Below are 12,106 nucleotides of genomic sequence, written 5' to 3'. Positions count from 1 at the left end.
GAAAAAACAATATTATCTACAATCGAGGAATTAGAAGCTCTATTTCCTGATAAGGATAGATCAGAAATTATAAAGAAAATGCGTCAATTAGGTTGCTTAGAATTAAAAAACGTAAAAATTCCATGGAGTGCAAAAACAAATAAAGAAGATAGACCGCCTTGTAAAATTACTTATGCTAATGAGCCTAATATGGAATTAATGGCTAAAGCATTCACTCACCTATATTATGAACTATTAAAAAAGGGTAAACTTAACGATAAACCTTGGCTTGAAGAGGAATGAAAAAAGCTAAGGAATATACCTCAGCTCAGTTAAGGGGAATTAATAAAGAAAGAAAAGCTAGTGATAATAATATTTTTTACAATAAATTTCCTGTTTATACAAAAGACCACCAGTAATTGCTATTGGTGGTTTTCTTCAGTAATACAAACTTGCTACTATTGACGACCTTCACGATTATGTAGCTGGATCTGGCGAAGTGTTTACATACAACGTAGAAACATCAGAGGGTGTGGTTCAATGGCATGAAGAACACTTTTCTTATGATTCTCCAGTTGACTACATCTGTGAATACAGGGTGATCAACTAATGAATAACAGATATCTTCCTTCCATTACTCTCGCCAATGATGTCCTCCAAGAAATTATCACAGCCACTGAGTTAGAGATTACCGAGTTAAAGAAGCAACTTGATAAATACGATAGGAAAGGTAATAAAGAAGTTGCAAAAGTCACGGTGGAAGTGTTATTCGCTACAATGAGGAAGCTAACATCTTATGAGAAAATGCAAAAGAATCTTCCTAAACGTGGCAGGCAAGGGGAAATTTATAACTTTGGAATACCAGAACGTGAAGTTGTATGAAAACAAGTTCTATAAGAAAAGAGCCTAAGTAGCAGTATTTACTTAGGCTCATGATAAGCATGCATTTCTAAAAAATATATTTAACTTCTTAATTGAAAATAGGACTTAGAAAAAATAAACAAACTGGAGAAACTACTAACAAAAGTTAGTAGTTAGATTTAAGAGTATTAATAGTATTTTAAGGTCTAAAATTGATCACATACTGCTCACATTTTTGCTCACAAAACTCGGGTTATCATCAACTTTTATTTATGATTTTTTCAATTAGTACTTGTAAATCATCCGGCCTATGAAATTCAATTGGGGAAACGCCTTTATCGAATTCTATTGTGTCAGCTTCTATCATTAATACATACTTCCCATTAATCTTCCCTAAATGAATACTTTCCCCAAAATCGGCTAGAAGTCCTTTGATAGATGTACTCCCAAGCTTCATTCGTAATTCAGCTTCAGGTGTATGCTCGACAATCTGGGCAGTGGCTTCGACGACTTGGTGGGTTTCAAGACGTTCTTGGATTTCTCGTTTATCACTGGTTTCCCAGATTTCCAGGTCCTGTTCGAATTTGTGCAGTTCGTCACTGTTTTCTTCGAATTGAGCGGATACATGTTCATGGACCATGTGGATGACCTGGTTTTTCATGATTTCTGGCATCGATTCGCCATATTCGACGAATTTCAAGAAGTCCTCGAAGTAGCGTGCATGTGAGGCCTGGTGGATTTTCAGCTCGCCTTCTTCGACCATTCCTTCTTCGGGCATGTAGGGGTATTGAATCGATTTCATATTTTTTGTGGTGATTGCCATTTCAACGTGCCTGATCAAAGTTCGTTCATCCGAGATGGAAGCAACCTTTGGTTCGAAATCACATTTTAACAAGAATACGAATGGCTCATCAAAATACTTTGTTAATTTTGCTGATGCAATGAGGAATACACCGCCACGGACGGCACTTGTGTCAATATAAGACCTTGTGAATTGTTCATTTTCCTGCTGGAACTCTTCTTTCGATTTAGCATAGCGAACACGGTTAAATACATTGTAATTAGGGTTGGAATCAAGTGCATGTCCTTCTTCGACAATAAAAGAACCGATTTTCGTCGGTATTTGTTCCGTTTTTGGATGACGGTCCACTTTTCTTTTGGAAATCTTCATCAATTCCCCATCCAAAAAATCCTTTAGAGGACTTTCTTCGTATTCTACAGCATCTAGAGTTTGAAAATGTTTAAATCGCTTATCGGCCTGTTCGCCTTTTCCTTCGACTTGAATTAAATAAAAAGACAGATAGTCAATCGTAAAATCCATGAATGTCACCTTCTCTAATTATTTAGCATATTTCCCGTACTTTTTTTAAGACTTAATAAGTATAGAGATGTACTTTGATTCCGTCAAACTATTGGTGTGTCAAGGATTAGATAAATATTGGTTTATTATTTCGTAATAATAAAAATAGAAAAATAAATATTCATTGTAAATAGGGTTAGAAATTTTCAAAACTCACCAAATCGAATCTATTGAACGTATGGGAAAGATGCCAAAGTATCAAATGGAATAGTCAATGCCTGCGTTTTTGAATGTAATGACAATGAACTCATTGATCTCTAGAGGTACGAAATAAATGAATAGAATCAATAACAGAATGGTCGTTATTAAAGTGAGGGTTGATTCAGACTAAAGACAAACTCGGTAATAATTGAGTTTGTGTACAGTTTTTTTAGGCTATGACAATTTGACGGTTGAATTCCACTCCAGGCACTCGCTTTCCGCGGGCGGTCCGCCCTCGGCGCCTGCGGGGTCTCCCTTGGACGCGTATTCCCGCAGGAGTCTCGTACCTTCCGTTTCATCAACTTTGTTTTAACATTTGGATAGGAACCCCCTTTTGTCAACAAACTCAAACACTTCTCAGGAGTGTTGTTTTTTGTTTGAGCATATATGGTTCATAACTATTGTGTGAAATCATCTGCATTAGAGGAAAATTTATCAAATTAGATTAAGATTAACAGGTAGTATGTCGAAATATTATATATGGATAGAAAAATTGGAGGGCATTTCAATAATGAAAAGTATATGGAGAAATAAAAAAAATATAGATTTAATAGACTACATGCAATTTAAGGAACAAGTCGGGATAAACATCACGGAATATCCGAGTGTATTAATTCAAGTCGATATGATCCATTTAACGCTTGGGGATTTATGTATCATTCGTTCTTTGCAAGACAAAGTAAAAGAACATTTAACCCAAATCGTTGATAATTTTTATAAAAATCTAGAAAATGAATCCTCGTTAATGAAAATCATTTCAGATAACAGTTCCGTTGACAGGTTGAAAAAGACGTTGCACCGTCATATGTTCGAAATGTTTAGCGGAACCATTAATGATGCGTATATTAAACAGCGTTACGTTATCGCACATGTCCATGTGCGAATTGGACTGCAGCCAAAATGGTATATGAGTGCTTTTCAAGATTTACTGCAATCAATAATCATTCATGTGATTTCCAATATAAAGGATATTGAGCAATATCAGAATCACATTCTGGCCGTCACAAAAATTTTCAATTTGGAGCAGCAAATAGTTTTAGAGGCGTATGAGCTTGAAAATGAAAGGATTCGTCAAAAAAACTTAGAAGAAAAAGAAACGATTAAACTGCAGGTGAATCATAATGCAGAAGAGCTGGCAGCAATCAGTCATGAAACAAGTTCATCCACTCAATTAATGGCGAATAAGGTAGTAGAAATTCACGACTTTACTCAAAAGGGGTCAGAGATTGCCATAGTTGCAGAGGGGAAATCAATAGAAGGAGTAAAGCTATTACAAGGGTTAGAGAAGAGATTGGTTAAAACGCAGGAACAAATGACGATCATTTCCAAGGATATGGAACAGCTGGCCAAGACCTCAAAGGAAATTGAGCGAATCGTCACGATTATCACATCAATTGCAGATCAAACCAATTTGTTGGCATTGAACGCAGCGATTGAAGCGGCGAGAGCGGGAGAAAATGGTAAAGGCTTTGCGGTTGTTGCCGGAGAGGTTAGAAAGCTTTCAGAAAATACCAAGGAATCAGTTTCAGAAGTAGTGAAACTGGTTAGTGGCATTGCTCATTTTACCAATGTCATGAATTCATCAATCTCTGTGATTACCGGGGAGATTACTAAAGGAACGCAACAAGGAAAAGAAACGGGCATATTTTTTACCGATATAGCAAATGCCATGCTTTCAGTAAAAGAGCAGAATATAAAAATCACCAAAGAAATGACAGAACTGAATGATATATTCGATGAAATTAACGAAGCATTCAATCAAGTGGCCATTTCCTCGGATCAACTGACTCAAACGACGATGAACTTGTAAGTTAAAAGGGGTTTCGTGATATTTAATATTTTATTAAACAACTCGATAGAATATTTTGTTAAAAAATCCCCAAAAAAGTTTTTAGAACAAAACCAAGCTCTTTTTAAATAGGGCCTTGCAATTTGAGAAGTGATGTCGAAATCAACCATTTTAATAATTCTCTTGAAATAATAAAGTGGAAATGTTATATTAATAAAGCGATGAGCTAATTTGAGTAAGTCGAAGAACATGCTTTTAGCTAAACGTCGGGATGTGGCCTGACGGTTCTACGCCTCAAACGCATCAAAGACGCCTGCTGCGTGCAGGCGTCTTTTTCATGTTTTATTTTATCGATTCTTTTCTTGCCGCTTGAACGTCATCCTTGAATTCCTCTTGAATTTCTTCTGTTATTCCCTTGGTTGCATCCTTAAACTCCCTAAGCGAGTTGCCGACTGCGCGTCCGATTTGTGGAAGCTTATTCGGTCCAAAAACGACTAAAGCTAAAAGAAGGATTAAAATTAAACCGGGAAAACCAATGTTTGAAAGCATAACTAGTCACTCCAATCAAATCTGTTAGTTCATATTATAGACTCCTGACAAGTATTTGCAAATGTTATTTACTATTTATTGTAAGGTTTAACAGCTGAAATTATACTTCTGTTTAAGAGGATCTCTACTAGCTAATTTTGTACATTGATTTAGGGAGAGAAAGGGAGCACTTGCAGGAAACCACACGATTGGATTGCACCATTTGATAGGGAGATTCTCCGTATTCCCTCAACAAGCTTATGGTGTAACATGAAAAAAAACTTGCAAGATTGAAGGAAGTTAGGTATTATAACTATACAAGCTGCGTTGTTCGTAATGATAATTAAGTTTTAACCTTTAAGCTGTAATAGGGAGTTTTACATTGAAGCAGGAATGTTATGCCTCGTCACTGACTTGGACAACAGGATTGTTTCTGCAAACACCCACTTTGAGGAGTGGTGGTTTAAAACTTTCTTACTTGAATACGGCAATGGCGGCTTACATATTTAGAATTAGAAACCAATTCCGATAAGGGATTGGTTTTTTGTTGTTTTTAAGGAATGTATATATAGAAAAAAAATGAATGTTATCGAAAATCATGATTCCATGTAATAATCCTGAATGCAGTATATCTTTCATACGGGATATTTTTAGGGCTCCATGATTTATGAAAATATTTTGAAAGTTTTTGTTGAAATATCAGATAATTGCCCATTATAATAATAAATAGATAACTTAGTTCACTATTTATATAAAATAAGAGTGGGAGATTATCTTTTTTTAGGATTTTCGTAAGCGCTATCATTTGGATGGAATTACTGCAGTCACCTTGAGAGGAGAAAATTTTATGGCTAGGATTAACACAACCGAGGTTATTAGTAACAGTAAATTTAACCGCTTTCATTTTGGGTTGCTGGCATGGTGTTTCATAATTATCCTTTTCGATGGGTATGACCTTGTCGTTTACGGAACGGTCGTCCCAGTATTGACGGAGGAGTGGAACCTTACTTCGGTGGAAGCGGGGGCTATGGGCAGCTACGGTCTATTTGGAATGATGTTCGGGGCCATCTTCTTTGGTACCTTAGCAGATCGGATTGGCAGAAAAAACGTTATTGCGATTTCACTGATTTTATTTAGTTTATTTACACTATTATGTGGATTTGCGAATACGCCCACAACGTTTTCTACTTTCCGATTTTTGGCGGGATTGGGGCTAGGGGGTATCATGCCGAACGTCATTGCGTTATTGACGGATTATGCACCGAAAACGATGCGGAGCATGGTCGTTTCGATCGTTTTATGTGGTTATTCATTTGGGGGGATGCTTGCCCCGATACTCGGTATTCTGCTTATGCCAACACTAGGATGGGAGTCAATATTTTGGTTTGCGGGAATACCATTATTATTTTTACCCTTCATGATGAAGCGCTTACCAGAGGCTTCGACGCATTTGATCAGAATTAACAGAAAAGAGGAGTTAATCGGAATATTATCCAAGGTCAGTCCGGAGAGCAACTTCGACATTAAAGATGAAATTGTAGAAGTGAAAAAAACAGATACGAGTATGCCGATTGTTGGATTATTTAAGGACTCTCGCGCTCTAAGCACGTTGATGTTCTGGATTGCCTTTTTCATGTGCCTATTGATGGTATATGGTTTGAATACATGGCTTCCAAAGCTAATGATCGAGGCAGGGTATGCGCTGAATTCAAGCTTAGGTTTCTTGATCGTTCTTCAAGGGGGAGCAATCGTAGGTACGCTGATCATCGCTAAACTATGTGATCGATATGGATCTAAAAAAATGCTCGTGCCGATGTATGCGCTAGGGGCAGTCAGCTTGACACTATTGGGAATGGGCGGAAGTTCTTTTGTGATTTACACGTTGGTGGCGATTGCGGGAGCCTGTACCATTGGCGCCCAAAACCTTGTCCAAGCCTATGTATCCCAGTACTATCCACCAAACATTAGATCGACGGCACTAGGAGTGGCATCTGGGATCGGAAGGATTGGCGGTATGCTTGGACCCCTCCTTGGCGGATTTTTACTGTCCATCACGCTGCCCATCCAATTGAATTTCATTGCCTTCGCTATTCCAGGTCTTATTGCGGCTATCGCTTTATCATTCGTTCCAGTGAAAATGGCTTATTATAAAAATGGTCATGCGGAAACAGATGAAGAAATAGGGATAGAATCCAATAAAGTGAATGTATTATAAAAATCAAATGCATGAAATGTCTTGCAAGGTTATCCTTGCTGTCATTTCATGCATATTTGTTTTAGACGGCATTCCTGCGGCTTTCATCCTATCGTTCTCAGCAGAAATTACGAAAGTTGACTACAAACGGATTGAATAAAAAATCGTTTCAATTATGAAATACACGCGAAAAATTGCTTAAATGTTCATAACTTCGGTATGCGTATCACTCCATTTTATTATGAATAATGTTAGAATGATGGTACGGATAAATTAATTCCTCCTTGAAATGGAGCGAACTAGAAATTAATCTCATCTTTTGAGAGGAGTCATTACTTTGAAAATTTTAAAACATTTTATTTTTTGGTCATGCATTATAGGGGTTTTATACTCTATGATTTATTTCTTTGTAGCGGACATTCCGTTATATATTAAATTGCTAGGCGGAGCCATCATCCTTTACCTTGGTTTTGATCTAATAACTGAATCAAAGAAAAGAAAGCGGAAAGAAGCATTGGAAGCTTGATCCTTATACTCGTTGAAAGCCCTCTTTGATAAGAGGGCTTTTTTATCGTTAGAGGGAGGCTTGCAGACAGATATGGTTCCAAGAGATTCTGGTTACTTTTTTGATCATTGGATTCATTACCCTTACGGTGCTGAGCCTGAAGCTAAGCATGATCATGCTTTATGTACTGATTGGCATTGCAGGAGATACGACAACAGGTACACAAATCGTAACGAATGCATATGTTTTCCTGTATTATCCGAATGATATCCGTTCTACAGGTGTCGGCTGGGCATTGGGTGTCGGCAGAAATGGCGGAATACTCGCTCCCACTTTGTGTAGAGTGCTGCTTGATAGGAAGTTGTCATTGCAAGGCAATTTTTTAGCTTTTGCCATTCCTTGCATCATTACAGCAGTGATTTGGTTCATTCAGGATAATTTCAGCAATATGACCGCAATCAGGCAGGAAGAGAAGTTGATATTATGTATATTGAGGCTGAATCACTGTCTGAAAATGTATTAATGAAAATTGTCCAAACAACAAAGGGAGATTTTTTTACTGTCTAGGACCCCAAATAATGACTGAAACCCCGACTAAGCATATAACAGCTCCAATCCAATCATATAAATCAGGGGTTTTCTTATCGATGCCCCATCCCCATAAAACCGATAAAACAATGAAAACCCCGCCATATGCAGCATATACACGTCCAAAAGTAGGGAACGTTTGGAAAGTTGCAATGATGCCGTATAACACCAACCCGAAACCTCCGACTAAACCTAGATAAATGGATTTTCCTTCCCTTAACCAAAGCCAAATAAGGTATCCTCCGCCAATTTCGGCGAGACCCGCCAAAAGGAAAATAATGGTAGAAACAAACATATATGTATACCTCGCTTTCTCGTTGAAATTTAACATATTGAAACGGAAAATGATCATGCTTGGCAGTGTTATTAAAAATAATCCATATTTCAGAATGGGAGCATCTCCTGTAAAGTATGTGCATAATCCTTCTATAAAAGATAGTTAGATGGACTTTCAAAGGGACTCTATAGCCCGCATATTCATCTAGAAAGATCTTAGCTTTTAAACGGATTAAGGCATTATTATCTTTTAGCTCTAACTTGGATTGCAATTCAGTTACGATGGGTATTATACCTAAAAATAAACGATAGTAATCTAGTTGAGGAGTTGCATCCATGAAATCGCGAACATTTGCATACATGTTGGCCATACTTCATTCAAGTATTGTCGGTCTATCTTTCTTATTCACGAAAATGGCCATTGCTGAATCGAATCCGATGGATACTTTGGCGTTTCGATTCTCCGTTTCTTTCGTCATCATTTTAATACTTGTCGCTGCAAAAGTCATTAAGGTGAATTATAGCTGGGAGTCAGTTAAAAACCTGGTTCCGCTTTCATTGTTATTCCCAACTTTTTTCTTTGCTTTTCAAACTTTTGGACTTAAGTACTCGCAATCAACCGATGCAGGGATTTTATCTGCCGTCACACCGATTCTAACCTTGATGATAGCTGGATATTTCTTGAAGGAAAAAACAACTTTATATCAAAAGCTTTCGATTGTTTTGTCGGTGGTGGGGGTCATTTTTATTTTTGTGGTGAAAGGGAGCACAATCAATTTTTCCGACATGCTTGGTATGGTGCTGATCCTGTTATCCTGTATCGCAACGGCATGTTATACAACGATGACACGCTCACTTGCCAAGGACTATACAGCAGGTGAAATGTCCTTTTTCATGATGGGAACAGGCTTTGTCATTTTTAATGTGGCTGCACTGGTTTCCCATATAAAGCAAGGAACGATGCTGAAGTTCTTTTCACCATTGTCGAGCATGGAATTCATCAGCTCCATATTGTATTTGGGAATATTGGCTTCATTGGTCACATCGTTATTATCGAATACGATTTTATCAAAAATCAAAGCGTCACAAATGAGTGTTTTTGCAAATCTTTCCACGGTAGTAACGATTGCTGCAGGAGCTTTCTTTCTGAATGAAAAGATAACAATCTATGATATAGCCGGGTCCATACTGATCATTTTAGGTGTTGTAGGCACGAATTATTTTGGAAGGAAGAAAGAACATTCCATAAAAGTGAATCTTGAATATAAAGGGGAGCAAAGTGTGAAATGAATAAAAAAGGTCCATCCTTTGAGGACGGACCTTTTTTATTTCCACCAGATTGTTCGCGGGAAGTCTTTTGTCCCAATCATTACTGGTTCGCCTAGTTGTGGGGTACTGACCTGGACATCAAGTTCATTTGCTGCTTTTGTTACCCGTTCTATTGGATCTGTCCAGTCGTGAAAAGACAATGTGAATCCAGCCCAATGAATGGGAATCATCAGTTTTCCTTGTACATCGATGTGCGCTTGTACCGTTTCCTCAGGCATCATATGGATAGTGGACCAGCGCTCATCATATTGACCGCATTCCATTAATGTTAAATCAAAAGGACCGTATTTTTCGCCGATTTCTTTAAAATGGCTGCCATATCCACTATCGCCGCTGAAAAATACCTTTTCTTCATTGCCATTAATTACCCAAGAGCACCAAAGCGTAGAATTGCCATCACGTAAACTTCTTCCGGAAAAATGTCTTGCAGGTGTACAAACTAATTGCAAATCTTTGAATGTAACTTCATCCCACCAATTATGTTCAGAAATCAGCTCTTTTTTTACACCCCATCTCTCAAGATGTCCTCCGACACCGAGCGGTACTATGAACGAACCGACCTTATCTTTTAATTTCTTAATAGAGAAATAATCCAAATGATCGTAGTGGTCATGTGAGAGTAAAACGGCATCGATAGGAGGCAGACTATCCAAATCAATAGGAAGCTCCCCGCTAAACCGCTTGTTCCCAAACCAAGGAAATGGAGTGGGCGCTTTACCAAACATTGGATCCACTAAAATTGTTTTCCCATCTAATTCCAACATGAATGCAGAATGACCAAACCAGGTGACATTATTGGAATTCACAGATGCAGGTCTTTTTGTACCCATTGCGATTGGGTGGTCAGGCCTCCTTCTTGGATTGCCTTTTATGTAATCCCGTAATATGGAACCAGTATGTGTAAGACTCATCGCTTGACTGGCAGGGATCAGATTGAGGAATTTCCCATTGGAAAAATGCTCTATCTCATTGAAACTTTTCGCTTTTTCTTTGGAGGTTCGTCTCCCAAGTGGTGGATAGAGCTTAAGGAAAAGTAACAATAAAATAAAAAAAGAAATGAGGATTTTTAAAATTTTCAGCATGAATATGTTCCTCCAATATGAATCAGACCTTTTTGTTAACTTATCATATCACAGAAAAGGTAAGGTTATTTACTGCAAACTCCCATAAATATTTGCGGTGGCTCCGAGATGGTAAAAATGGGAAGTGTTCTTCAAGCGAGTGAAAACTCCTAAGACCAGTGTATAAGTTTCACACTACGTAAGCAGGGGAAAGAGGTATATATAATGAATAATATATAGATAGTGATAAGTTATGTAACCGGCGTATGAGGGGTAAGGTGATAATACGATTGTTAACGTTTTTCAGAGTCTTTGTATGGGTAGTATTTTTTGCTTTATTGGCCTATGTCATTCTTTCTTGGAAATATAAAGACAGGGTGAGTAAAAAGATTGAAGCGATTCGAAAAACCTGGTATGTCATTTTTATACTAGGAGCACTGATTTACTGGAATTTCTATCCGATGAGTATTTTCAACGAGTGGAAAAACTTTTTGATTATGGCCATTGTATTCATCCTGATTGATATGTTTGTGTTCTTGAGCATGTATATATCCAAAATCGGCGACAATGAATTATCCTATGCAACTAAAGCGGTAGCGGAAAGTGACAAACTATTAACGGACAATAGGGAAAAGGTCAAGAATATGTTTCACCTATTGAAGAAAGAAGGGATTCCTGAGTTTTATCAAACGAATAAGGAATACTTGGCTTATTTGAGCATTCTCCTTCAAGCATATGCAGCCAAGGAAGGGATGAACGTGAAAATTCTTTCTTTCAAAACGGAACAGGACAAGCAATTGGTGATAAATGGGCATCCGAACTTGAATGGCAGTACCATTCGTGCTACATTGGAAAGAGAAGATACGTATTATAATGATGAAGAAAAAATGGCTCTTCAGCCTGTAAGTATTTTGATGGAACCTTATATACTTGACGTTAAATCAGAAAGCTTCGTTTCAGAAGTCGATTGTTTATTAATAGCATTATTGATCATGATGTTCGATATGGTCATAAAACAAAATCCAGGTGGTGAAGATTAAATGAGCATTTATGATAAAGCCGGAAGTGAAGTTTCAGTTGCCGTAATCAAACCACAGGTAAAGATACCAGATGTAGGGTTAAGCCCCCATACTAAAAAAGTAATGAAACAGAATGAACGCATTATCCTGAAACAAAAAGAAAAAACTGCACGCTTCAGCATGTTAAAAAATGTGTTATAAGGGTCCGGGCAGAGGTTTTTCCTTTGCCTGAATGATATTTAGAGAAGAACCCGCATATACTATTCAAAACTACAGTATAGGAAGGGTCTTTTTAGAATATGAACAAAAAACCCGAGAGAGTGAACATCCCGGCCCCCTCGGCTTCACCATCCGAGAAACGGATACATAAGGAAAATGCTGATCTGCTTAGGCTTCTGCAAAGGTTGAAAGCAAAA

The 12,106-nt window shown here is 37.7% G+C and carries 13 protein-coding genes and 1 other RNA gene; 10 read left to right on the top strand and 4 right to left on the bottom strand.

Translation table 11 applies throughout. From position 1 onward, the window contains the following. Nucleotides 1-78 precede the first annotated feature (78 nt). Both ACQKMH_RS10290 and ACQKMH_RS10285 read left to right on the top strand, forming a co-directional pair. Nucleotides 79-282: a hypothetical protein gene (locus ACQKMH_RS10290; RefSeq protein WP_427587285.1), complete on the top strand. Its 204-nt coding sequence runs from the start codon at nt 79-81 to the stop codon at nt 280-282. A 306-nt stretch (nt 283-588) separates the two neighbouring features. Continuing rightward, the gene (locus ACQKMH_RS10285) at nt 589-861 is read left to right on the top strand and encodes a hypothetical protein (RefSeq protein WP_427587284.1); all 273 of its coding nucleotides are present in this window, start codon (nt 589-591) and stop codon (nt 859-861) included. A 238-nt stretch (nt 862-1,099) separates the two neighbouring features. Here ACQKMH_RS10285 and ACQKMH_RS10280 read toward each other — a convergent pair whose 3' ends face one another. Next, nucleotides 1,100-2,161 (bottom strand): DUF3900 domain-containing protein, encoded by a 1,062-nt coding sequence (locus ACQKMH_RS10280; protein WP_427587283.1) that lies wholly within the window; start codon nt 2,159-2,161, stop codon nt 1,100-1,102. A gap of 751 nt (nt 2,162-2,912) precedes the next feature. Between ACQKMH_RS10280 and ACQKMH_RS10275 the strand changes: the two genes are divergently transcribed. Beyond that, complete coding sequence (locus ACQKMH_RS10275; RefSeq protein ID WP_427587281.1) at nt 2,913-4,211, top strand: protoglobin domain-containing protein; 1,299 nt, start codon at nt 2,913-2,915, stop codon at nt 4,209-4,211. A gap of 321 nt (nt 4,212-4,532) precedes the next feature. Here ACQKMH_RS10275 and ACQKMH_RS10270 read toward each other — a convergent pair whose 3' ends face one another. Continuing rightward, nucleotides 4,533-4,739, bottom strand: coding sequence for a twin-arginine translocase TatA/TatE family subunit (locus tag ACQKMH_RS10270; protein ID WP_427587280.1), 207 nt, complete (start codon nt 4,737-4,739; stop codon nt 4,533-4,535). Nucleotides 4,740-5,034: 295 nt separating this feature from the next. Between ACQKMH_RS10270 and ssrS the strand changes: the two genes are divergently transcribed. The 4 genes from ssrS (at nt 5,035) to ACQKMH_RS10250 (ending at nt 7,940) form a co-directional block, all read left to right on the top strand. Next, a non-coding RNA gene (gene ssrS, locus ACQKMH_RS10265) (6S RNA) lies at nt 5,035-5,222 on the top strand. Nucleotides 5,223-5,565: 343 nt separating this feature from the next. Further along, complete coding sequence (locus ACQKMH_RS10260; RefSeq protein WP_427587279.1) at nt 5,566-6,933, top strand: MFS transporter; 1,368 nt, start codon at nt 5,566-5,568, stop codon at nt 6,931-6,933. Between the two features lie 373 nt (nt 6,934-7,306). Further along, entirely contained in the window at nt 7,307-7,438 is a 132-nt protein-coding gene (locus ACQKMH_RS10255) for a hypothetical protein (protein WP_427587278.1), read from the top strand. A gap of 100 nt (nt 7,439-7,538) precedes the next feature. Further along, nucleotides 7,539-7,940 (top strand): hypothetical protein, encoded by a 402-nt coding sequence (locus ACQKMH_RS10250; protein WP_427587277.1) that lies wholly within the window; start codon nt 7,539-7,541, stop codon nt 7,938-7,940. Nucleotides 7,941-7,973: 33 nt separating this feature from the next. Here ACQKMH_RS10250 and ACQKMH_RS10245 read toward each other — a convergent pair whose 3' ends face one another. Then, complete coding sequence (locus ACQKMH_RS10245) at nt 7,974-8,300, bottom strand: YnfA family protein (RefSeq protein ID WP_427587276.1); 327 nt, start codon at nt 8,298-8,300, stop codon at nt 7,974-7,976. 317 nt (nt 8,301-8,617) lie between these two features. On the opposite strand from ACQKMH_RS10245, the gene ACQKMH_RS10240 reads away from it, so the two are divergent. Beyond that, nucleotides 8,618-9,571 carry a DMT family transporter gene (locus tag ACQKMH_RS10240; RefSeq protein WP_427587275.1) on the top strand — a complete coding sequence of 318 codons (954 nt, stop codon included), beginning with the start codon at nt 8,618-8,620 and terminating at the stop codon, nt 9,569-9,571. Nucleotides 9,572-9,606: 35 nt separating this feature from the next. On the opposite strand, the gene ACQKMH_RS10235 is transcribed toward ACQKMH_RS10240, so the two are convergent. Further along, nucleotides 9,607-10,692 (bottom strand): MBL fold metallo-hydrolase, encoded by a 1,086-nt coding sequence (locus ACQKMH_RS10235; RefSeq protein WP_427587274.1) that lies wholly within the window; start codon nt 10,690-10,692, stop codon nt 9,607-9,609. Nucleotides 10,693-10,961: 269 nt separating this feature from the next. On the opposite strand from ACQKMH_RS10235, the gene ACQKMH_RS10230 reads away from it, so the two are divergent. Together ACQKMH_RS10230 and ACQKMH_RS10225 are read left to right on the top strand one after the other, a co-directional pair. Continuing rightward, nucleotides 10,962-11,711, top strand: a complete 750-nt coding sequence (locus ACQKMH_RS10230; protein WP_427587273.1) for a type II toxin-antitoxin system SpoIISA family toxin — start codon at nt 10,962-10,964, stop codon at nt 11,709-11,711. Beyond that, nucleotides 11,712-11,891, top strand: coding sequence for a hypothetical protein (locus ACQKMH_RS10225; protein WP_230156111.1), 180 nt, complete (start codon nt 11,712-11,714; stop codon nt 11,889-11,891). Nucleotides 11,892-12,106: the final 215 nt, after the last annotated feature.

The organism is Peribacillus sp. NPDC097895 (genome assembly GCF_050277555.1).
Classification (GTDB): domain Bacteria; phylum Bacillota; class Bacilli; order Bacillales; family DSM-1321; genus Peribacillus.
This window is presented reverse-complemented; position numbering and strand designations above follow the sequence as displayed.

Excerpts from the sequence above, each read along its gene's own strand:
- ACQKMH_RS10245 (WP_427587276.1), bottom strand. The coding sequence starts at position 8,300 with ATGTTTGTTTCTACCATTATTTTCCTTTTGGCGGGTCTCGCCGAAATT.
- ACQKMH_RS10260 (WP_427587279.1), top strand. The coding sequence starts at position 5,566 with ATGGCTAGGATTAACACAACCGAGGTTATTAGTAACAGTAAATTTAAC.
- ACQKMH_RS10240 (WP_427587275.1), top strand. The coding sequence starts at position 8,618 with ATGAAATCGCGAACATTTGCATACATGTTGGCCATACTTCATTCAAGT.
- ACQKMH_RS10275 (WP_427587281.1), top strand. The coding sequence starts at position 2,913 with ATGAAAAGTATATGGAGAAATAAAAAAAATATAGATTTAATAGACTAC.
- ACQKMH_RS10225 (WP_230156111.1), top strand. The coding sequence starts at position 11,712 with ATGAGCATTTATGATAAAGCCGGAAGTGAAGTTTCAGTTGCCGTAATC.
- ACQKMH_RS10270 (WP_427587280.1), bottom strand. The coding sequence starts at position 4,739 with ATGCTTTCAAACATTGGTTTTCCCGGTTTAATTTTAATCCTTCTTTTA.
- ACQKMH_RS10255 (WP_427587278.1), top strand. The coding sequence starts at position 7,307 with ATGATTTATTTCTTTGTAGCGGACATTCCGTTATATATTAAATTGCTA.
- ACQKMH_RS10290 (WP_427587285.1), top strand. The coding sequence starts at position 79 with ATGCGTCAATTAGGTTGCTTAGAATTAAAAAACGTAAAAATTCCATGG.
- ACQKMH_RS10235 (WP_427587274.1), bottom strand. The coding sequence starts at position 10,692 with ATGCTGAAAATTTTAAAAATCCTCATTTCTTTTTTTATTTTATTGTTA.
- ACQKMH_RS10280 (WP_427587283.1), bottom strand. The coding sequence starts at position 2,161 with ATGGATTTTACGATTGACTATCTGTCTTTTTATTTAATTCAAGTCGAA.
- ACQKMH_RS10285 (WP_427587284.1), top strand. The coding sequence starts at position 589 with ATGAATAACAGATATCTTCCTTCCATTACTCTCGCCAATGATGTCCTC.